Consider the following 22,605-nt stretch of genomic DNA (forward strand, 5'->3'; position numbering starts at 1 on the left):
CTGCTGACGCAGTCTGCTGGCGTAGACTGAGGCACTGGGGCGCTCCCGGGTTCCGGCGCCCCCGCGATCATGCGAGACCGTTTGCCTTCAGACGCTCGAGGACGCGGCTGATGCGGATGCCTTCGTTCTTGGAGACCGGGGGCAACCCAGCAACCTCGACTGGTCGGCCTCCGGCGTGGTGGAGGCCGATGAGGCCGCCGTCGGCGTCGAGGACCGGCGACCCCGAGGATCCCGGCTCGGTATCGGTGATGTACTTGACCCGCGCCTCGTCCACATCGCTGATGGTGTTGCGGACGAAGCCAAGGCGCCGCTGCTGACCGGCCGGGTGCTGCAGGATGTAGGCGGCGTCTCCGACTTTGGGCACCGTGGCCGCGCTTAGCGATAGCACGGGCCAATTCTTGTCCATGCCGGGGATCGCGATCACCGCCCAGTCGTCGTCCTCCTCGCCCTTGATGGTGCCGACGTCGCCGTTGATCGAAATCACAGCGAGACTTGCGCCACTGGCGTCGACGTCGAACCCGAAATCGGCATGGACCTCGGCCGCGATCTGCGACTTGGGCCACAGCACATGGTGGTTGGTGAGGACCTTGTCGTCGCCGATCCGGAAGCCCGTACCGAAGAAGCTGCCCGCCAGATTCTTGACGCGCAGCAGACAGATCGCGGGGGCCAGTTCCGACATCCTGGTCAGGGTCGCGATCAGGCCGGGAATCTTGCCCGTGGGCATCGTCAGGTCGTCATGGAACAGCAGCGCTTCGGGTTCGGTGACGCTGTCGTTGAACTTCGGGTTCGACCCTACCGCCGCGTCAACGGGCGCCGGCTCATCGGCGAGCAGCGACTCGAGGAAGCTCGTCTTGGGGTTGTTTGGGAACCGCTCGCGGGTGACCTCGACAGCGTTCCGAACCTGTCCAGCCGCGGCGAGTTTTTCGAGCAGCACGAACCAGAGGTTGAGTGGGCTCTGCCCCGGCTCTATGGCCAAGGGATCCACGTCCAGAGGCGCAACCAGGGCGAGCGCTTCGCGCTCGGTCCGGTAGAGCCCGGCCATGACGCGCGCAAGCTCTTGGGCGGGGAGCTTGCCGATGGGGAATGGGAACTCGTCTACAATGGCCATGCGATCCTCGCTGTGTTTCGATCTCGTTCATTCCGCTGCCGCTGCGGCGACCACGGACGTGTCGTCACTGATCCAGACTTCGATCGTCCCCGGCTTGATGATGGTCGTTTGCACACGGGTGACATTGCGTCCCATCGCCACCAAGTCGTCTGCGAGCGTCCCCGCGGTAATGGCGTCTTCGGGATTGTGGCGCACCTCGTTGACGCCGGCCGCCTCACTCGGGCGTTCTTCCTCGCCCGGGATGGACCAGCCGAGCTTTTGCAGCTCGGCGCTCCAGGCCTGGGCCGTTTCGCGCGACATGCCGGCGAACTGGAAAAACAGCTGGACGCCCGGCCTGGTGCTCGCATCGAGATAGCGGGTCTCGAGCCGGAATGTGCCGGTGGTGGAGGCAAGGTCCGCGAAGGGCAGCCCGGAGATGCCCCGAATGCGGGTGAGGTCGGTGATGCGGAGGCGCCCATCGAGATCGGCCGAGGCGAGAAGCGTGCCGTCGGGGGAGACCGCGAGCTTGTTCACGAGATTGCCGTGGCCGTGGATCTGGGTGAGATCGTCGGTCGCGATGTCGATGAGAGAGATGACGCCGGACGCATCCGCGGCAACCACGGTGTTGCCATCGGGAAAGAGCTCTGCGGCGGTCGCAACGAGACCGGACGCGATAGGGACGAGCGTCACCCGGCCTTCGTTGGGATCGGTGAGATCAGCGACATGAAGTGCGCCGCCTGGTTCGCGCAGCAGAAGCCGCGAGCCATCGGCGGAGATACGAAGGCCGTCCTGGGCAACCGGCGGCGGCGGGACGATGTCGTCGGGGTTGTCCTGCGGGCCCTCGATGAGGAGATCGACGGTTCCGTTGTCCTCAGTAGCAAGGACGGTGCCATGCGCGGAGAGGCGTGCATTGCCGACAAGATCGGCTCTTATCGGGGATTCCCTCAGCGTCTCGACCTCTCCCACGGATAAACCGAAGCCCAGAGAGGCGTATCGCGTGCCGTCACTGCTGAGACCTTGAAGGATCCCCGAGGGATCTTTCTCACTCGATGTCTGCCTGCGGATTGAATAGGTCGTAATGACGCCGTTCATCGCGATCAGGACCGTGCGGCCCGATGGTCCGAAGGCGATGTTGGGTGCGAGTGAATCAATGCTAGAACGGATTGCTGCCGGAACGCTGTATTCGGCGAGCAGGGTGCCGTCTGACGCTTGGAGCAGCAGGAGCCTCCCATCCGTTAGCAGGGCCGAGACCATGCTGCCATCGGGGCTGTAAGCTACCGATACTGGGCTTACTGTGAGCGCGTCTGCGGTGTTGTAGGCCCACAGTGGAACGCCGGACGTGTCGGTCATAAGGATTTCGCTGTCGCTGGTCGCAGTGACGAAACGGCTACCATCCGGGCTGAAGGCGAAGTCGACCGGGTTGCTGACGCTGGCGGCGGGAACCACCGTACTCTCCGCCTTCAGGTTGTAGATTATGATCCCGGCACTGGGGTCGTTGGCGACCAGCAGATCACCGTTGGGCGAGAACGCCATCGGTGGCCTCCAGCCACCGGCGATTGTCACGAGCGGCGTCAGGGTCTGTCCGTCGGCGAAGCTGAAGATAGTATCGTCGGCAACGAAGTAACCTTGGTCGGCGTCGCTGACGGCGCCGAAGTAGTCCTTGACGGAATAGGACGGCCCTCGCTGCCACGTGGTTCCGGGCTCAACCACGTCTGCACCATCGATCAGGGTGACCTTGGAACTGGAGACCCACCAAACCTTTATCGATCCATCCTCGGCGGCCGTTGCGAAGCTCGGATTGTCGGCAGATAGCGCATCGGCCACGGCGATCGCGGTGACGGCCGCCTCGTGGCGACCCAGGTCAGTCGTCAGTGTGAGCGGGTTCACGCCAGAAATCTGCGCGGAGGCTTCAACCAGATAGACGCCTCCGGCGCCATCGCCCACGACGACGAATGGGGAGTCCGGTATGGCGGCGACGACGCGAGCGTCGAAGATGCCGGACAGCTCGCTCACCTCGACCGGCGGTATTTCGGCGAGGCTCCACTGCGACAAGCCATTCCCGGTTGCGGCGTCTTGCGCTGTGGTGGAAGCGCCGGTGGGTTCGCTGCCGGCAAGGACAAAGTTACCCGAGACGGCGAGCATGCCGTGCTCGCCCTCGACGCCCTCGTAGCGGAGGCGGGTGTCACCCTCGCGGGCGGCGAGCGGGAGAACTTTGCGGAACTGGTCCAGACGATTTTCTTCTGCGGTTTCGTCACGGGTCTGAGCGGCCACACAGATCACATCATCAGGAACCGCCAGCCGGGGGACGAGATCACCGAAGCAGCCCTCGATGCCGGCGACATCTGGCGGGATGACAACGGTCCCGTCCGATGACAAACAAACCGTCATTCCCGCATCAGTGGTGCTGATCAAGAATCCAGGCCGGAAGTCGCCCGCGCAGCTCATCGTCTGACCGGCCTGGGCCGCGGCATTGTCGGCGAATGCGCGATCGCGCGATTCCGGGGTGACGCAGATGAGGTCGGACGGAAATGCCGCGCGCCAGACATAGCCACTGACGCAGGTCTCTGGACCCGAGTGGAGCTTGGCTGCGATATCCCCGGTCACGGCGTTGCTGGTTTGGCGCGAGGCCAGCGTGATGGGGTAGATAGAGCTGGGATCGATGGTCGAGGAAAAGCCAACGATGGGTGAGCCGGTCGCGCTTTCTACTGCGATAAGGGTGCCCGCACGGTCGAACACCAACCTGCGCCCTGAGACGGTTCCGACGAAGAGGCGCTCCGAACCTGACGTCCACTTCAGGGCTGTGACAGGATCACTGCTGCCGTCGCCGCTGATCTCCAGCGCGTGAACGCCACCGTGAACGAAGATGTGCGTGAGGTAGCCGAGGATCGGAGGCAGAACGAGCTGGGAGACAATAAACACGGGCACGGCGAGGGCCACCAGCCACGCCACCGCGCGCAACAGCAGCGAGCGCCGTTCAGGCACACGATCGCGCGCGGGTGGGGGCTCGATGTGGGCGTTTTTCTCTTCGGAGCGACGATCGTGCTCCTCTGACATCCCTTCGAGCTGGGGACGGGCATCAGTCATGCCAGGGCCTCCAGCCGGTCGTCGCGGACACGCAGGATGAAGCGGACGAACCAGACGGCGCCCGCGATTGCCGTGATGGCCATGCTGGTGATGAAAAACGCACCGATGGGCAGCCAGATTCCGGCGGGCTGGGGCGGAATCGTCGAGGCTGGCCATAGCAGATAGGCTGCAAGACACCAGAGCGCGACGGCGCCGACCACGATGGAATGTGTCCACCAAACGCGCAGCGCCGCGCCCCGGAAGAGGGCGGAGAAGGCGCCGCCCTGTAACACCGGCGCGATGTCGCTGGTTTCCCGGAACAAGAGATCGGCCATTACAGCGTCGATCGGCGCCTGCAATCCACGATTGTCAGGTGTCCAGATGTTGAGCGTCGTTTCTGCCGACCCACTGGCCGTTTCGGGTGCGACCCCAGCGTTGAGCATGGCGTCGACAACGGTTCGGATACGGGCGCGCTCGGCAGCGGAAAGCCTGGAAAAGAGCGCCCGACGGAGCCAGGGCGGCATGCGGCCGACACGGAACCAGGGGAGCAGCGACAGCTGAGCGAGCATCCTCTCGCTGTAGAGGGGGCGTTCGGAGGCGTCCGGGTACGGGCGCGTTTTGATGTTCAGGCCCAGATAGAGCGTGATCGCGAACCGCAGCTCCGGATACGCTGCGCAGGCGGCCAGCCAGAGGAAGCCAACCGAACCGAGCCATGCCTGGATTTCGTTTACCAAGGCCTGCTGCTCCAGTTGCGTCGGCGCTGCGTCCGAGCGGATAGCGGGATCGTCGAGACGGATTCGGCGGGGGCGCCGCGCGGCCCGGTGACGGATGTCGAGCAGCCGCTCGGCATCGTCTAGCCAACCGGCCAGCCGCTGGAATGTCCCCGCGTTCGCCGCCCCTTCGCCGCTGCTTTCTCTTCTATCGTCGTCTCCCCGGCGGTCCGGCTTTGGCGGGAGGTGCGGCCGTTCGCCGAATGCAACGGCGAGATCGGTAAAGGCCTCGGCGGTGGCGCGCCCCACGACTGCGCCGAGCGCGTCGGCCAGGTTCATCTCCCGCTCGCCCCATTCGCCCACAGGGGTGGGGGTGAGCAGCATGCAGGCCGGCCAGGCGGCAAGTTCGGCGACGAAGGGCAGGGGACGTTGCGAGAAGTAATCGACAAGTTCGGCGCCTCCGGTGATGAGGACGAGCCGCGCCTCGGGTTGCGCCTCACGCAGGGCGCGAAGGTCGAGCACCTGGGTCTCACCCGATGTACCGCCCGGACCGGTGGCGCGGGGCCGCAGGGTTCGCGGGTCCGGGTCGTAGTCGTAGACCGAGAGGCTGAGTCCACCGCGCTCAAGCGCGTCGATGAAGCGACTGACGCGGTCGCGTTCATGATCGTTCACGCGCAGGCGCGGCACCAGGAACACAAACTCCGAGGTGCGCGGCTTGCGGCGCATCACGATGGAGAGGAATCCTCCCCGGGCGATGGTTCTGCGGACACTCCTTTCAGCATCGATGCGCCGGGCGATACCTGGCTCGCGCCACGCGATCTTGCGGACCAGCTTTCGCGCCGGAGGCGGCGCGGTAACAGCAAGATCCGCGGCAGCGAGTTGCCGACGCGAACCGCGCGCACCAAAAGCCGTATTGGTCAGTTGCGCCTTGAACGCGGGAAGAGCGGTGAGCCACGCCCAGATCAGCGCCGGCAGGACCGGGAGGAAGGTGATCCAGCGCAACCAGTCATCGAGGATGAATGAAGCGGTGCTACCCTCTACCACGTTAGGCCCATCAATGCCGCTGGCGGCGTAGTGAGCCAGCCGGGTTCGGCGGACAGTATCGGACCCGGTGTCGCGATTAAGGGCAGGGCGCCGGGTTTCGGTCGGCGTTCCATGATCGAGCGCGGCAAAGGCCGCGGCGTAGCGCGACAGGATGTAGGCACCGTCGGTGGTATCCGGGATGATCTCATCGATCCTCTGCGGCCACGCCGCCATCATGACGGTGAGGAAGATGGCGGGATCGGTGTAGCGATCGGACTCCCCAGCCATGTACTCCGCGAGGCGGTGCGGCGTGATCGCGCCCCCGTCTTGCTGAACCGCGCGCAGGACGATGTCGAGGGCGATCCGATAGTTGTCGCCGAATGGATCGGCGATGAGGGGGACTTGTTCGATGACGTCGGGAACAGCCACCACGCGTGATGCGACGATGCATGGAGGTGCAACGCAACGGTCGGTGTCGACGACCTTCGGGCCAAACACGATCGCCGCCACGCCGACGGCGATCATCGCTGCGCCGACGGCGAGAACCCGTAGGTCGGTCAGCAGTTTCTGGCCAGTCTCCACAAGGAGATGAAGGAGTAACCTCCACAGTGGCATTGTAGGTATTTTCGGGGGGGGGTCTTCTTCCAGCTCCGGCCGTTCTTTGCCGGCGACGGCCGGGTCGAAGACGCCGGGCAGGCCGGATCGGTCCACCGCGGCCTCCAGCGCCAGTGCGGACTCGCCGGTTTCGGCAAGCACCGGCCTTAGAAATCGCAGCCACAGATCCTCGGCCTTCTCATCCGGCAGGCGACGCCAGCCGGACGCATTAAGGCCGAGTATGGTAACGACCGCGTCGATGCGCTGCTGCGGCGAGATCCGCACGAGCGCCGTGCCGATCCCCGCACGGCGCCGTTCGTCCTCATAACGATCGAAGAAACCGGTAAGCCGGTCGACGTCGGGAACGAACCGATGGAGCGGGCCGATATCCGACACCGGATCCTCCTACGTCACCGTCGGAGGCGCGAGGCCGTCGATAAGCGTCTTGAGCTGGTCGCGGTCGGAGCGCAGCTTCGCCAGCGCCGGCATCGCCGCGCGGACGCGGTCCCAGACCCCCGGCGGTTCTGGCGAGTCGGGATAGGCGAGCAGCGCCGCAGCGTCGATAGCCTCCGAAATGCCCGGGCGCTTGTCGAGGCGCATATCGCGGTATTTCTTCAGAAGATCGGTCAGGAGGTCGCGGTCGGCAACGGGCAGAGCGAAGCCAGCACCGCGGTCGGGCAATCGCTTGTCGATGCCGCCGGCGATGATCCGCGCCAGGAGATCCGGCGAGGGGAAGCCGATCTGGTGGAACACACAGCGTCTCAGAAAAGCGTCAGGCAGCTGACGCTCCTCGTTCGAGGTGACAATGATGATGGGCCGGACGGCCGGGTCGATGGCGCCCGGCGTCACGGGCTCCGCCTCGCTCTCATTAGCGGCGCCGTGGCGGCCCAGTTCCGGCACCCGGAACGCCAGGTCCTCGATCTCGCGCAGGAGATCGTTGGGGAAATCGCGCGATGCCTTGTCGACCTCATCGATGATGACCACCGAGCGTTCGGGCTCGCCGGGGTGCTGGTAGGCGCGGCGGCCGCGCAGGAGATGGGCGACCGCGTCGCGTGGATGGGAGTCGAGGATGGCGCGGCCGAGCGCCCGGAACTCGATGTAGTCGGCGACGTCGTATCCTGTGTCTGGTCCATCCCCAGAGCTGTTGGCGTCGCGGAAGCGGCTCAACGCATCGTAGTTGTAGAAGAGGTCCCGCGCTTCCGAGTTGGATTTGGTGGAGAACGAATGCACACGTCGAATACGCATGTGGCGAGCGACAGCGTAGCCCAGCTCGGTCTTGCCGCAGCCGGGCTCACCCGAAACGAGGAGAGGGCGCCCCAGACCGATCGCGACGTCGATCGCCGCAACCAACTCGGGAGTGAAGACGTAGCCGCGTCCCTTGTCGGCGACCTCGCGGCCGTCTTCCTCGATCGTCCCCGGATTATCTTCGCCAAGCGCCTGCGAGAAGTTGTTAAACCACATGGAACCCCCCAATCGTCAAAGCTGGCCCGAGATAGCCCGGTTCAGCAACGGCTCAACACAATCCTCTGCACTGCGCATTGGCATCTGATTTTTTTTGAAAGCAACCGCGACCCCGCGGGTGAGTTTGCCCGCGCCCACCTGCCAGGCCTTTTCAAGGGCAACGCTCCAGTCGTTGAGCTCGCCGCGCCTGAGGTCGTCGAGGTTGAGGCAGGCGCCACCGCCGGGCGGCCTTTTCTCGGACGACCAGGGCCCCGACAGTTTTTTGCGCAGCGGTTTGCTCCGGTCGGCGCCGTCGCGGCTGTCATGGTAGATGACGAAGATCTGGAGGCGATCGGGAGCGATCGCTTTGGTGGCGCAGAACTGCGCGAGCGCGGTCACCATCCTGCGCTCACGAATTTCGGAGACACCAGGGACGTCGATCGTTGCCTCGAGGAGAACTGGCGACTTCTCGTCCAAATACTCCTCCACCTGTTTGGAGATCAACCACAGCGCTTCACGTTCGGGCGAACCGAGGTCCCAGGTCAACGAGCCGCGCTTCCAGCTGTCGATGTCGCGGGGGACTTCGCCAAGAAAGGCGGCCAGAAGTTCGTCCTCCCTTGCGACGCCACTTCGGCGCGGCACCGAGAGCACTGCGATCCGCTCGAGGAAATTGGGGTGGTTGTCACGGTGGTGTGCGGCGAGGACATGGACAATGCCGGGGTTGGTGGCGTCGTGGCGAACGAGATGCACTTTCAACTCGGGTACGTCCCGGTCCATCAGGATTTTCGCATTTTGCACGCGCCGGGCGATGGCATCTTCGATCTGGCCATCTCGTACCTTTTGCCCGGGGTTGCTGACGACTTGCTGGCCTGCGAGCAGCTCCTCAAGGAAGGGTCGCTCAGGATTGTTGGAATGCTGACGAATGCACTCCTCAACGGCGCGGCGAACGCTTCCCGCCGCCGCCAACTTGTCCATGAGCTCGTACCACAGTCCTAGCGGGTTGGCATTGGGCGTGATGGAAAAGCGGTCGACCCCGAGGGGAGCCACCAGGAAAACTGCTGCGCTCTCGGACCTGTACAGTGCCGCCATCACCCGCACGAGCTTCTGAGCGGGCTCCTTGTCGATGGGAAAAGGGAATTCGTCTAAAATTGACATAGTCAGAACAGCCCCGCCGTTAGACAATCGTGGCATAAGGAAGGCGCCATCGCAAGTTGGCAAGTAATGAGCGAATTAGTCGTCTGTTCCTCAGGCGGTTCGCCAAGAAAAGGATGATGGAAGGGGCGCCTCACCTTCACATCATTTGCTCAGGCCGGCGTTCCTCTCGCCAGGTCAGATCATCCCATCTATGTGGCGTTCCCGGATGTCGTTCACAATCCCCGCTGGTTGGTGGGTAAACCATCTGCTGCGGACCGCACCCCGGCGCGGCGAGCCACCTCAAGTCCCCGTACCGTGTCATGCTGATCGGCCTCGTGTAGGCTCGCGTCGAAGACAATGCCGGCCATGTTCTCAATCAGTCTGAGCGGCTTGAGGCTCTTGACGAACTCTTCAGCAACCGCGAATTCGAGCGACACGTCGGCAAGGTTCTGCTCGAGGACGAATCCGAACGCGGCGATTCCATCGGCTGTCCGCGCCACAACCACTTTCCAGAAGCTGCACGGGATGCGGGCACGAAGCACGGTGCCATCCGCCCCGTGGCCGACGAAAACGCGGTCGTCCTCGTTGAGAACCGGCCCGGCGAACACGCAGAGCCGCTCACTGGCGGCCTCCGAAAGCACGTGGTTCTCAAGGTCGCCCCAATTATCTGTGCCGCTGTCGGAGCGGTTATACCCTGCCACTTGGGGTGAGCAGTTGGTGACATGAAACGAATCGACATTGCCCTTGAGCAACGTGTCGAAATGCTCTCCCCAGGCAACGTCGTCGCGCCTGACGATATGCCCCTTGTCGAACGCCCCGCCATCCTTGCTGTAGAAGCGGTCGGGCAGTTGGTACTGCGCATCGAGCCGATGGTCCGCGAACCAGCGTTCACTGAACAGTCCCTTGCGCGAGTAATCGCGACCCGGCTCTGGCTCGCGCAACGCCAACTCCTCGGTGACGTTCGATGCCGTCACCAGAGCCAGCCGACGTCTGGCATGCATGATGAGCGAGAAGTTCTGGTAGTCGAGGCGCACGCCACCGCCCTTGAGTGGCGCCAGTACCGCAGGGTCAGCAGCTTCCGGCATCGGTACGCGCACCGTCCCGGCGAGGAAGGTCTCGTCGTATCCCTTGCGGTCCGCATAGTCCGCCACCGATCTCGGCACGAACTTGCCTCCCGGGGGAGTCGGCTTCCTGGCTGCCACCGCTTCGGTTGCGAGGGAGACCTGCTGGCCGGCCGCCGCTCCCAGCGATACCGTTATGCGCAGGGGCACCTCGAAGGTTACCGAGCCGCCGCCGCCCGGCCCGGCCGCATGCAGGTCGATGTCGGGCGGGTCGCCGCCATCCCCCCCGTTGCCGCTGTCACCCTGGTCACCGTTTTCGAGGGCGGAGCGTGGCCGAACCGCAGTGTTCGCGCGCCGCCACCAATCGCCCCAATCGTTCGGGCCGCCGGGGGCGCTGCCGGCAAAGTTGGCGCCGGCATCGACCACCCTGGCGTCGAGTGCCAGCGCGCTGGAAGGCACCGCGTAGTTGCGCTCGAGATACCGGCCGGCAAAATGCAGCCCTACCACCTCACCCGTCGTGAGACTGACCAGCGCCGACCCCGAATTGCCACCCAGAGTCGAGCAGTCATGGGTTGCCGCCGGCACGATCTTGCCGAAGCTTTCGGCGCCGAAGCCACCCTGTAGCAGCCCGGGCTGCATACGCTTTATGCCGTACCGGCCATTGAAGAGATCGTCCTGAACATCGGCCGGATTGCGCGAATCGAAGGCAGGATAGCCAACCACGACCACCTCGCTGCCCACTAGCTCGCGGGCATCCGACAGCGACAATGCGAGCGGCCGGATGCTGCCAGACAGCCCATCGGTCTCGAGGATGGCCATGTCCCAATAGGGGTGGATCATGCGGACGGCGCGGATCGCCAACACAATGCCGGCCCGATCGTCACGCTTGAAATCGACGCCGGCCCGCCGGCCCGGCAGGAAATGCACGTTGCTGCCGAGGCCACGTGCGAAGATGGCGGCCACATGACGGTTGGTCATGAGCAGGTTCGGACCGACCACAAAGCCTGTACCACCGTAGGGGATGTCGCTACGTCCGGGCAGCTCGATCCGGCCGATCGCCGGCAGTGCGGCCTCGATGCGCCGTTTCAGCGTCAGGTCGTCCGAAAGCTTGGTCCACAGCGCGTTGCCGGGCGTCACCAATGAACCGCTGGGCGTCGAGCCGAACGAGTTATCGGTCACATCATAGACCGGGCGCAACGTCGGGATAATGATCGCCTCGATGGTGGCCAACTGGTCGATCGACACGTCCCGCCCAAGCGCCAGCTGTTCCATTCCGACGCGCGCGTCGTTGACCTTGTCGGCCCCAACTGTCTGCGTCGTGGCCGCCATGCTCTCGAGGCTGCCGTCCCCGGCAGCGGCATCAACCTCGGCGAGTACCGACTCGACTCCACCCTGCCCGGCGATCAGCTCGAAGTACTTGCGGATGCGGTCTTCCCTTTGCGTCGACATGCGTCCTCCAATGGGAACGGCGGTGGAGCAGTTCCTCGCGAAATCCGTACCAACCGGTGGGTCTCACCGCCGGCCGCAGTCGCTCCGATTTCCAGGCCTCAGTCACAACCGCAGCCAACGCGCCGGCTCTGTCCAAAGTATCAATTGCCAGCGAAACCCCGCGTGACAAGCAACAACCCGCCTCACGGGGGTGAGATATCGGGGCACAAGGGAAAATAGTATGTATTCTACGCTATAGACAGAGGATTATTTATTGGAATTGAGGATTGAGACGGATTGACGGTTGTTCTGGGCCCGGTCAGTATCGCCGAGAGGCTTATTGTTTGTCATAAATATTCAATACTGAACTCTGGGCGACTGTCTGCCTCCCCGAGTGAGAGAGGTTGGCCATGACTTCGTCCCTTGAAAATCAAGGCTTTTCGGATGTTGAGGAGGCGGCGCTCGTCGAGATGCGCGGGTATCGGGAAGCCTCCGAGGAAGGCGGCGGCGACACGCTGGAGTCCACCCCCCTCGATCGTCCCTGGTCCGAGGTAATTTCGCGCAGGGCGTATGATTTCGTCGTCCGCTGGGAGACGGGCGGTCGCCCATACTATGAACAGGCGATAAAGGGCCGGCCGGTCTGGCCTGAATACGCTTCCGGCATCACCATCGGTTGTGGCTACGACCTAGGATATCACACTTTGGCACAGTTCCAGCGCGACTGGGGCGGCCGGCTTCCGGCTGCCGAGTTCGAACGCCTTGTGCCGGCCATAGGCTTCAAGACGGCCGAACCCAATCGGGCCGCCAAGGTCGTGAAGGCCAAGGCGTTCGTGGTTGCACTCAAGGACATCGTGGTCGGTTGGGACCTGGCCATGGCCCAGTTCGATGAGTCAAAGATGCCCAAGCTCGTCGGCGATCTCTACGGCGCGCTCGACAATCTTGATCGGCTTCACCCTCATAGCCGCGGCGCCGTGTTGAGCCTGGTGTTCAACCGCGGCCATGGCGGCTTCACGGCGGATGGGGCTCGCTATCGCGAACTGCGCGAAATCCGGCGCCTGATGCTTTCGGGCACCCGCGCGGACTTTGAGAAGATCCCGGAGCAGCTGCTGTCGATGCGGCGCATCTGGGGGCCCAATTCGAGCCTCTCCACCCGACGCAAGGAGGAGGCAGACCTGTTCGAACTCGGACTCGCTGAAGCCAGCCTTACCGAAAGCATTTTTGTGCTTGGCGAGGCGCCCGTCGCGCTCGAGAGCCCCGGCGGACAGGTGGCCGAGGACCATTTGGACGTGGCCGTGCAGAGCGATGAGGTCGGCGACGAAACGGAGGCGCCCGAGGAAGTATTCATCGAGGCGCCAGGATTCACCGTCGATGACGTCAAGTGGAACCCCAGTGACGACGATCAGCCGGACTACCGCCACCTGCCTAAGCCTGGCGCTGGGACCGAGTTCGAGCTGACCGCCGAGGACATCGAGTTGCTGGTGCGTTCCAACGCTTTCCAAGTGAAGCCGGGGCTATTGGTGTTTGCGCTTCGCGGAGCCCGCATCGTCGGCGCCGACAAGCGCGAAAATGTCACCTCGGTGACGCTGGTCGACCAGCGTCCAGACCACCGCGACTACCGCTGCGTCATCGGCGTCCTCGATGGGACAAGCAAGCGGATCTGGGCCTTCAAGGCCTCCACCGTGCCCAACGCCAATGCGCTTGTTACCGGTTATCGTAAGGCCCAACAGGGCATATACGAGGGCAATATGCTACCGACTGGCTGCTACACCTACACCGTCGGTATCCATCGCGCCGGCACCTCGGGCGAGATACGCGGGGTGCTGCGGCTATCGCAGGACTCCACCGGCGCCTCGGTCGTCATTGCCCTGCGTAGCACCAACGACGTCGTCTACGACCGCCGGGACTTCTGGCATAAATGCGCCCCGGCCGACAATATCCACCCCGGCCGCCGGCAGAATGGCTTTTCCTCGCTCGGTTGCCTGACATTACCGGGCGACTATGTGATGGCGTCGCGGAAACATACGGGTCTGTGGGCCGATTTCCGGGTTGCGCTCGGCATGGGCCAGACCTTTGAGAACTTCGACAACGGCAAGCAGTTCAGCGTCATGGTGCTGACCGGGCTGGACGCCGCCCTGGCATCGTCGCTACGCAGCGCGGGTGAAACCGATGACCGGGAGAAGGTGCTGGAGGCCCTGGTCCGGCTGCGCTTCGGCTCGCAGGGCGACGCCGTTGCCAAGCTCCAGCAGAAGCTCGGGCTGGCGCCCGACAACAGCAAGCTGATTGGGCCGGTGACCCGGCTGGCCCTGATCATCAGGCAGCAGGAAGTCCTGGGCTGGGCCGACGGCATCCTGTCGCCGGAAATCGATGCGACACTGGGCCTGGGTGTCCTGAGCTGATTTGGGAGGGACTGATGAACAAGATCGACCACCAGACGCTGCTGGCGATGCTGAGCGATCCGGACATTCCGGAATGCGAAATCCGCCCATATCTCAAGCTGGACCGGAGCGACAGCCGATCCTTCGACCCGCGCATCGTGCCCAACCCCGCCCGGGTCACTTACGCCGATACCGAATCCGCTGCGGCGCTGGCCTCGCTCAACGCCGTCTCGCGATGGCGTCGGCAGACCCGCTACCGTCGCAAGATCGAGAATTGGAATGGCCTGCGCGTCGTCGCCGAGGGCGATTCCTGGTTCCAGTTCCCCTTCCTGATCGAGGATGTCGTCGATCAGCTCTTCGAGCCATGGGCCATCTACTGCGTCAGCGGCGCCGGCGATCTGCTGCGGGACATGGCCAAGCAGGACGAGGTCACCGCAGCTGTCATTGCCGAAAGCCCCGATGTGCTGATCCTCAGCGGTGGCGGCAATGACCTGCTGGGCGACGGCCGGCTGGCCGAGTTTCTCAAGCCCCATGCGGCGGGCATGCAGCCGGCCGACTATATCGGCGCGAATTTTGACGACCTGCTCCGCACCAATGTGTCCATCTATGGCGAGCTCATTGCCAAGGCATTGCAGGCCGGCGCGAAGCGGGTCGTCTGCCACAGCTACGACTATGCCATTCCCAATGGCGGCGGCTGGCTGGGCCGGCCGATGCTCAAGCTCGGCATCAGCGATCGTCCGACGCAGCGCGCCATTATCCGCATATTGATCGACCGCTTCCATGCCGCACTCAGCAACATGGCCGCCGGCTTCGGTGAAAAGGTCAGCATTGCCGATTGCCGCGGCACGGTGGCCGACAGCGAGTGGTACGACGAGTTGCATCCGACCAATGCGGGCTTTGCCAAGGTGGCCCGCATCATCCGTGCCGCGGCAGAGGGCACCGCGCAGGAGGAGGTGCCCTTCGGCGCCCTGGAGACAGTCGAAGTTTCCCGCCCTCTGCCGGTCGCCGACGCCGAGACAGTGGACGCGCTACTCGACGAAAGCACGGAGGCTCTGCTCAACGAGATCGGCCGCCGCTCGTCCATACTGGAGTTGTCGCCCGACGCGGCCGGTGGCTATGCTCTTGAAATGGCGTCCGGTGATACCGAATCGGTGTGGTCCAACTTCACCGAGTTGGGCTCGCAGATTTTCGATCGGCTGCACCGCGAACTCTACAAGCTGCTGTGCGACGACGGCGGAAAAGCCGGCGCCGAGCGCGACGAGCTTCGGCGGGTGCTCAGGCTGGAGCAGGCGGCCGTCATTGGCGGTATCACCACTGCGCTTATCGCCTTGTCCGTCTCCCCGCTGATCGCACCGCTGGTCGCAGCGCTGATCGTCAAGAGCGGTATCGACCCGGCATGGGAAGAGACCTGCAAGTTCTGGGGCCGAGAACTCGGCGTGTCGCCGGAGAACGAGGCCGAGCCGCACTAGTGCCCACTGGCAGGGGCAGACCCGTGATTGAGCATGGCAAAGCCGAAATCGACGCGCTGGCGAGCAAGTTCACCGGCCGGATGCACCAGCCGTCCGCGTCGCTTGAATCTGCCCCGCCAGGTCTATAGACCGACCTTTGACAGATGTTCTCCGCCAGGAGGTCATCGAGGGTATTCGAGGCAGCGTTGGGGCGGATTGACATCAGCGATTTCCCCGGCGCCATTTGCCGGTGCCGGCTGGCTGATCGGTGAGGACCTGATTGTCACCAACCGGCATGTGGCGCAGCTGTTTGTCGACTTCCTTGCTGCCGGCGGCCCACAGATCCGACCCGAGCGCGACCCACATATCGACTTCGGGCACGAGTATCGTGGACGTGAATCAGTCGGCCGTCGGCCGGTCATCGATCTGGTCTTTTCCGGCGCGATGCCCATTCCAACCGAGGGCATCAACCATTCGCTGCTCGACATGGCGGTGTCGCCTGGGCGCGCCGGCAGTGCCGGGGCCAGCCCTGGCGGTGTTGCCCGTTGGCCTCGGCGAACAACGTGGCGCTGGTCACGCCAAGCCCCTGAATAGGTGGCGTTCGCCCCAGACCTCATCGAGCCGCTCGGGATCGTTGTCGGCATGGCCTTCAGTCCGCGCGACCTCGATATGGTGATGCTGAAAACGACGGGCGATGGCCTCAACCAATGGGTTGGCCGCGACCTCTGCGACCGCGTAACCGCCATCGCGTTGCTGAAACAGGTCAGCAGGCGCAGAAGCTGATGGACGCCTGCGCGACGGCGACCTGTCGCAGAATGTTTGGGCGCAGCTTGCCTATATCCGGGACAACATCAAAACAGCCGTTTTCATCGAGCCTGCCAATACCGATAACAGGATTTCCGATGACGTTACCGCGGCCGAGAAGCAGGCTTGGCGAATGCGGCTCCCACCGCACGGCATGCCACCAACTGGAACGAGATCGTTGTATGGGCTGGTCCCTGCCGATCCTCCTCGACGGGCTAAACATGTCAGTGGCTTCCGACCTGCAGCGCGCGCGGAAAACCCCTTGGGCATCCAACCGATCTCGGACACGCGGCCGAGGAAATCTGGATCGAGCTCTTCAACAAGTATCTTCCGCGACGTTATCACGCCATCAAGGCGACCGTCGTCGACAGCAGATCGAGTTGCCCGCTGAAAACGTTGCGACATGAAACAGTGCTATGCATGAAGCCGACCGACTTGCGAAGGAGTTAGCCGTCGCGACTTCTAGAGTCGCGACGGCTAGAGTGGCGGAGCTAATCGGCCTTTTTGTGCCTGAGATCGTGGATGGCCCGGACGGGATGCACATCATCCCGACCTGTGATCTGGGAGAGCAATCATGCCGACACCTAGCTGCAGGCCAGGACCATGTTGCTGCGGGCCGTATCGCATCGCAGATCGAAACCTGACACCGGGTTTGATGTTCAAATAGCTTCGCTAGACGACCTGCTGGCGGCGCTCCGAAGCCTCCTCAGCGGCGACAACTGACATAATTAGGGGCCAGAAGGGCCGCAGGTACAGGCTGGTGAAATCAGAGTGGACCTGAACCTCACAATTCGCCCCCATTTGTCATTCGGACAGTCGAAGCCTTCTGCCGAAAACGGACATGCTCGCCGTCTCCGCACCGATCGAGTTGAACAGAATTTCTAGCCGTTATCGGTGAAGAAATCGGAATTTGCGAGGTGCTTGACTGCGCTATGTCGATACGAGGGAACCCGCCGATGGACAGCGCTTAGCTGAGCGCGTAGGCCGTCATCTTCCGAGAGCGCCTTTCCCAGAAGCCCCTTCCGAGCCGAGCAGATCGCGCTTCATGTCGACGGTCTCGTCTGGCGGCGAACGGAGCAGATCCCGTTCTCCCGCCTCGCACCGCTTCCTTAGCTTCCAACTGAGCCACGGGCGAGCAATGGGCTGACAAGCAGCAGCATCGGCCGGAGCCCGGCCAAAGTGTGACGTGCTACCTGACGATTGAGATCGCGCAAAGCGAGTCGCACAAGGAAAGGGGGGCCGAATCAGATCGGCGTCTTCAGCAGCGCCTCGATCGCTGCCAGCGGCACTCCGAAGCCGAGCTTCATCGCTCCGCCCCCGTATTTGCCGCTGTGGTGAATGCCAATCACCTCGCCAGTTGCGAGATCGATGATCGGGCCACCCCCGGTACCGGCCATCGTCCAGCACTCGTAGGTTAGCTTCGTTTCCTCGACCGCAACGATCACGCCTGGCATGATCATCTTCTCGCCCCTGGGAGGCGTTGTGAACGCCGCCATCGTCGCGACGGTCGGGGTGAAGGTGAGCATCGGATGTCCGATAACTGCGATCCGGGTGCCGACTGCAGGTAGCGACCACTTTATCTTCATCGGCGCCCGAGCCACAGGCGCGATCCGCGCCAAGGCAGCGTGGCGGTCGTCATTGGTCGTTCCGAGGATCGCCTCGATGCCGGCGCGCTCGTCGCCGAAGACGGCAACCTTCGGCTTCAGCTCCCAGATGACGTCCATCAGCGCCAACTTACGGGGTCCTATCAAGAAGCCCGTTCCAATGAGTTGGTGCGCCCCGTCCGGCCCCCCCTCGATCCTTGCCGTGGCGTCCGCAGCGGCGAGCAGCGGCTTCGCCCAGGCCGGTGCGTTGCGCACGGTAAATGCCTTAGAGATCACGGCTTGACCCCGCAGGTCGAACGCCGTCCACAGTCCCCCTGTGAACGGCTCCGGTGCGATCGGCGGCGGCAGGTTCTCCTTAGCGAAGTGATCAGTAAGCCAAGCCTCCATCAGGCGATATCCTTCGCCAACGACGGGCACCGAAGAGCTCCGCAAGGCACGCGCCATGCGCTTGTCGCGCTCTCCGAGCAGCGCTGCGAGCACATGCGTGTCGGCGAGCGGCGCGTTCCCGAGCCGCTCGACCACCTTGGCCAGGTCCTCCTGTCGACTTTCTAGTGCCAACCGGTAACCGAGCACGGCAAGACTGAGGGGGTCGAGCTGACGCTCGAGCAGCCGCTCCGCCTCATCGTCATGCAGTGGTGCGCGAGCCTCGAGAGCACGCCAGTTCTGCTCAATGAGGCGGATGGTGTCATCGAACGGTTGCTCCGGTTCCAGCGGGTGGAGGTAGCGGTGGATCTCGGTGCCTTGGGTCGTTTCGCGCACAATCACGATCGTCCAGACGTGACCCGCGATGAACGGCAGCGGCATGCGCTTCAGGTTGAGCTCGGCGGTGCCGATGGTGAGGCTCGTGTCAAACGCGATCTCGGCGTGCCATTGCTTCGCGAATCCAGCGAGCGCGGGTAGCGGCTGCTTCAGCACTGCTGCCTGCTGCCCCAGTTCGATGTGCAGCGTCTCCATCGGGCCTTTCACCGGAGGCGCCATCGCATCGCCAACTAGGAGCCGGACGAAGCACTTTTCTTTGGTCGTGGGCAAGCGCTCGACCCCAAGCTTACGCAGCTTCTGGCCATGCCCGTCAGGGTCGAACTGGGCGGCAGCGGCGGCCCACGCCAGCAGGGAGCCGAGGTGCGTCGTTGTCGCGGTCCCGAAAGCCTCCGAGGGATCGGTCACCCCGTCATGCGGCCAGATCATACCAGCACTTGCGGGCAGGCGCTGCGTCAGCTGCGGGTCGGGATGGACCTCGACTGCCTCAGGTTCGGTGGCCGTGACGAGCACTCGCCGAACCGTTGGACGCTCCGTCGGAAGTGCGATCTCTAACCGGTATGAGCCGACCGGCAGCATTTCCTGAAGCCCGCCCCACGCTGCCTTGACGCGCTTCCCACGGAGATTGAAGACCTCAATGCGCGTATATCTGTCCGGCGTCTGTACCACGAGGCTGCCACGGGCACCGGCAGCGAGCTCTGCGCCGTCGGGTCGCTCCGGCAACTCGTGGCCGCCTCGGGGCTGATCACGTGTCTCTTTCGTGCTCTCGAATGCAACGACCAGGTTCGGTTCGAGCGCTGCGGACAGCTCCATCGGGCCTATGACGTCGACCTTGTGCGTCCAATTTTTGTAGCCGGGTGCTTCGATCTCAATCAGGTAGTTGCTCGATGACAGCTTCCATTCGACGGGCACGGCAAGCGGCGACGACTTTTCCCCTTGGCGCTCAAACACTCTCTTCCACTCATTGTAGCCACGGATGCCCGCGGTAGCTTCCGCCGCGGCGCCCTCGGGCACGACGAACACCTTGACGGAGGACCGCGGCTTTTCCTTGAACCGTGCTATCTCGAGTGAACCCTGAACCCCGAACAGACTCCCTGCAGGTTCCTGGGTCGGAAGAATACTGTTGCCGCGGCGCGCCTTGTCCGACGCCAGCTGGATCCGGCGCTTCGCGTACGAGGTTAGCCCGTCGAACGTCAGCACGAATTCCTGCGTGGCGGCGTCTGGCTCCAGCGTCGGCCCCTGGCCTTGCAGCCCATTGATCAGCGCGCCACCAAACAAGCCGTGCAAGCCCTGCTCGTTCGCCAGCTGGCCCGCGGTTGTCGCGAACAGGACGGCCTGCCGCGCCGGGCCGCCGGACGCCATCTTCGACAGGTCGAAGAAGAGCGTCCTTGTCGCCGTGACGGTATCCTCGCTGACGACGATGCCGCGACACGCGTCGACGAAAAATACCTGATGCTGAGGAGAGCAGACCTGCATCTGCCGGATCCAGGAGCCCAGGTCGATCGGCTGCCAGCGATAGTAGTCCAGATCCTCAACGTCCGCCGGCACGACCACCGGCGCCTCGTCCGGTCCGCCGCCGGCCGGTGCAAGGCCATGCCCGGCATAGAAGAACCACAATCGCTGTGCGCCAACCCCGTTCTTCGTGTGAGTGTAAAGCGCCTGCTGGATCGCGTCCCTGGTTGCCGGCTGGAAGTTTACACCCTTGACCGGGCGATCGGGGTGAGGCGAGAGCAACAGCGTCAACGTAGCTGCGGTTGCCCGCCCCGCGCCGGGCTCCGTCACCCACGCTGCGAAGGCGAGGGCGTCCCGCACCGCGGCCTTCAACTCCCATGCCTCGTTCTCATAGTGGTCGAGCCCGATGACCAGCGCGCGATCGGTCATGTGGCGAACACCACGTCATTGCTCGTAAAGAACGGGTCGTCCTTCACAAGCCAGAGCGGTACGGCGAAGTTCGCCGCTCCGTACTTACCCTGGTAGTGGAGCGCCATCACGCGGTGGTTGTCGAAGTTGATGACCGGCGAACCCGAGCTGCCGCCAAGCGTCGAAGCGTCATGGCTGGCACGAGGTTTGTTCGCCGCGATCGGCAGATCCTCGACCAGCGCGACAAGCTGCCCGGGCGACACCCGCTTGAGCCCGCTCGCCGTCGCGCCGGGAAAGAGCAACTTCGCGACCTGCTCGGACACCGAATACGGAGGAGACACGCCGGGATAGCCCGCAAGGTAGACGTCGTGCCGCGCGAGCGACGCGGGTGGCGAAGCCTGCATACGCAGTACCAGGCTCTTGCTGTTCTCGACCCCCGTGACGTCAAGCAGCGCCATGTCGAGGAGCGCGTGGCAGGCGCGGATTCTCGTGATCGCCCCAACCGCAGTGCTTGCGGCACTGGGTGCCTCTGCCGGATCCCACACCGCGCGCCGCGAGTAGTCATCGTCCCAGACTGCGTTCGTCGCGACCACTGCCGCCGGCAGCTTGTCTAGCCACGCAAGGTCGCGATGCACGTCGAGGCCGCACAGTCCGCCCGCGACGTGCCGGTTGGTCAGCAGCAGGTTCTCGGCAACGAACCACCCGGTGCCCACATGCGTGCGCGTGCTGGTATCGATGCGGCCCACGCCACGGGTCCTGCTGACCACCGAGTCGTGCGCCGTGTCGAGCTGTTCCCACGATTGCGGAATTGCTGGTACCGCGCCGCCGACGACGCGCAGCGCCGGCCGTGCGAGAAGGTGCACGAACGCGTGAAGCGCCTGAGTTTGCTTGGGCGAGAGCTGTGCGTCCTTGTTCTCCTTGAGAGCTGCCGCTGCCGCCTGGGCCAGCGCGAACTCCTTCTTGAGGGCGGGATCGTCGCCAGGGTCGCCGACAGGACCGAACTCTATCGGTGCGCGGCTCCGCGCAAGACCGAGCAATGCTGTAACCGGATCGTCGCCCAGAAACTGGCCGAGCTTCTGCTGCGATGGCAACACCGAGGCAAGCCACTGCTGGTCCAAGTTGTCCCCCTCGTCCGAAACTATGATGATCCGCCATCATTTCCTCGCACTTTATTGTACTCACACAGCCCCTCGCAAGTGAATTGACAGGAGGAGGGGTCTAGAGATGAGCTGCCGCAAATACTTCAACTGACGGCCTCGCCGGAAATCGGCGTGGTGCTTCCTGTGCCATTTCGCGAGAGGGCCATGTCGTGAGCGAGTTCGGTACAACATTCTCACCAGACCTGTTACGCGCAGTGGCGAGCTTGGCAACCGGGAGGACCCGGTCGAGTCGTCTGCAGCGATGGAGGCAAACCCCGAACTGCTCTCCCCTAGTGCTGCCTCGCTGTTCGCTCACTTGCTGTCGAACGCCCCCCAGATTGCCCGCCACCTAGGTGGGATTGCAAGCTTCGTGAGCCGCAGCAGGACGATCGGCGCCACCGAGACCGCGGCAGAATACGATGACCCTGGCTTTACGGTAAATACTTGTTGGCCATTGAGGCTGCTCGTTCCGGCGCTCCGTGGGGCGGAGCGGCGCTCGGGAAAGACTGCGTACTCGACGGCACCTTCACGGCGGCCCCACCACGATTTCAAGCAGGCCTTCTGCTCAACGCGGCGACCGCGATCTTGACGGAAGCAGGTGAGACTGGCGCCGCCGGACTGGATGAAGCCGAAGGGTTCCTGAGACAGGGGCTGTCAACCGTCGGTCAGGCGGCGCCGGTCATCTGAACGACAAGAGACTCGTGCCGACCCATGAGATGGCCGCGAAGCTGCGGCGGTGCGCGCCCGACGCCATTTATGTGTCGTCGCCCGAACGGACGCCTTCGCCAGTGAAGTTAATGGTAGGCGCGTTAGCGCGCGCTATCAGGTACCTGGACGCGGGTGCGGACGCCATATTTCCTGAAGCTTTGCCGGATAGAAAGAACTTCATCGAATTCGCCAGGAAGCTGCCAGGTGCGCCTCTCCTGGCCAATATGACAGAGTTCGGACGTTCGCCGGCCCTTTCGGCAGATGAGCTTCAGTCGCTTGGATACCGAATGGTCATCTGGCCAGTGGCCGCGTTGCGAACAAGGCGCAGGAAAAGGTCTATGCAAGTATGAGCAGCACCGGGTCCACGATAT

13 protein-coding genes and 1 pseudogene are annotated in these 22,605 nt (G+C 63.8%); 6 read left to right on the plus strand and 8 right to left on the minus strand.

Annotation, left to right across the window (positions count from 1 at the left end):
• Nucleotides 1–67: 67 nt before the first annotated feature.
• The 6 genes from JWR51_RS17275 to JWR51_RS17300 form a co-directional block, all read right to left on the minus strand.
• A complete protein-coding gene (locus JWR51_RS17275) occupies nt 68–1,108 on the minus strand; it encodes a trypsin-like peptidase domain-containing protein (protein ID WP_299750276.1) in 1,041 nt (346 codons plus the stop codon).
• Between the two features lie 27 nt (nt 1,109–1,135).
• Nucleotides 1,136–4,171 (minus strand): WD40 repeat domain-containing protein, encoded by a 3,036-nt coding sequence (locus JWR51_RS17280; protein WP_299750279.1) that lies wholly within the window; start codon nt 4,169–4,171, stop codon nt 1,136–1,138.
• The gene (locus JWR51_RS17285) at nt 4,168–6,873 is read right to left on the minus strand and encodes a hypothetical protein (RefSeq protein ID WP_299750282.1); all 2,706 of its coding nucleotides are present in this window, start codon (nt 6,871–6,873) and stop codon (nt 4,168–4,170) included. The genes JWR51_RS17280 and JWR51_RS17285 overlap by 4 nt, the downstream gene beginning before the upstream one ends.
• Nucleotides 6,874–6,882: 9 nt before the next feature.
• Nucleotides 6,883–7,938: a MoxR family ATPase gene (locus JWR51_RS17290; RefSeq protein WP_299750285.1), complete on the minus strand. Its 1,056-nt coding sequence runs from the start codon at nt 7,936–7,938 to the stop codon at nt 6,883–6,885.
• 15 nt (nt 7,939–7,953) lie between these two features.
• A complete protein-coding gene (locus JWR51_RS17295) occupies nt 7,954–9,072 on the minus strand; it encodes a hypothetical protein (protein ID WP_299750288.1) in 1,119 nt (372 codons plus the stop codon).
• A gap of 212 nt (nt 9,073–9,284) precedes the next feature.
• Nucleotides 9,285–11,561 carry a DNA/RNA non-specific endonuclease gene (locus tag JWR51_RS17300; protein WP_299750291.1) on the minus strand — a complete coding sequence of 759 codons (2,277 nt, stop codon included), beginning with the start codon at nt 11,559–11,561 and terminating at the stop codon, nt 9,285–9,287.
• Between the two features lie 389 nt (nt 11,562–11,950).
• Between JWR51_RS17300 and JWR51_RS17305 the strand changes: the two genes are divergently transcribed.
• The 5 genes and pseudogenes from JWR51_RS17305 to JWR51_RS24065 all read left to right on the plus strand — a co-directional run.
• Entirely contained in the window at nt 11,951–13,936 is a 1,986-nt protein-coding gene (locus tag JWR51_RS17305; RefSeq protein ID WP_299750294.1) for a hypothetical protein, read from the plus strand.
• A 14-nt stretch (nt 13,937–13,950) separates the two neighbouring features.
• Entirely contained in the window at nt 13,951–15,384 is a 1,434-nt protein-coding gene (locus JWR51_RS17310) for a GDSL-type esterase/lipase family protein (protein WP_299750297.1), read from the plus strand.
• A 195-nt stretch (nt 15,385–15,579) separates the two neighbouring features.
• Nucleotides 15,580–15,957 (plus strand): hypothetical protein, encoded by a 378-nt coding sequence (locus JWR51_RS17315; protein WP_299750300.1) that lies wholly within the window; start codon nt 15,580–15,582, stop codon nt 15,955–15,957.
• The gene (locus tag JWR51_RS17320) at nt 15,958–16,146 is read left to right on the plus strand and encodes a hypothetical protein (protein ID WP_299750303.1); all 189 of its coding nucleotides are present in this window, start codon (nt 15,958–15,960) and stop codon (nt 16,144–16,146) included.
• 294 nt (nt 16,147–16,440) lie between these two features.
• Nucleotides 16,441–16,617 (plus strand): annotated as a pseudogene (locus tag JWR51_RS24065) (hypothetical protein); the annotation flags it as partial.
• 794 nt (nt 16,618–17,411) lie between these two features.
• Here the strand turns inward: JWR51_RS24065 and JWR51_RS17325 are convergent.
• Together JWR51_RS17325 and JWR51_RS17330 are read right to left on the minus strand one after the other, a co-directional pair.
• Nucleotides 17,412–20,408 carry a caspase family protein gene (locus JWR51_RS17325; RefSeq protein ID WP_299750306.1) on the minus strand — a complete coding sequence of 999 codons (2,997 nt, stop codon included), beginning with the start codon at nt 20,406–20,408 and terminating at the stop codon, nt 17,412–17,414.
• The gene (locus tag JWR51_RS17330) at nt 20,405–21,505 is read right to left on the minus strand and encodes a trypsin-like peptidase domain-containing protein (protein ID WP_299750309.1); all 1,101 of its coding nucleotides are present in this window, start codon (nt 21,503–21,505) and stop codon (nt 20,405–20,407) included. The genes JWR51_RS17325 and JWR51_RS17330 overlap by 4 nt, the downstream gene beginning before the upstream one ends.
• A gap of 818 nt (nt 21,506–22,323) precedes the next feature.
• Here JWR51_RS17330 and JWR51_RS17335 point away from each other — a divergent pair.
• Nucleotides 22,324–22,584 carry an isocitrate lyase/phosphoenolpyruvate mutase family protein gene (locus tag JWR51_RS17335; RefSeq protein ID WP_299750359.1) on the plus strand — a complete coding sequence of 87 codons (261 nt, stop codon included), beginning with the start codon at nt 22,324–22,326 and terminating at the stop codon, nt 22,582–22,584.
• Nucleotides 22,585–22,605 lie beyond the last annotated feature (21 nt).

Origin of the sequence: Devosia sp., assembly GCF_028290625.1 — a bacterium.
Classification (GTDB): domain Bacteria; phylum Pseudomonadota; class Alphaproteobacteria; order Rhizobiales; family Devosiaceae; genus Devosia.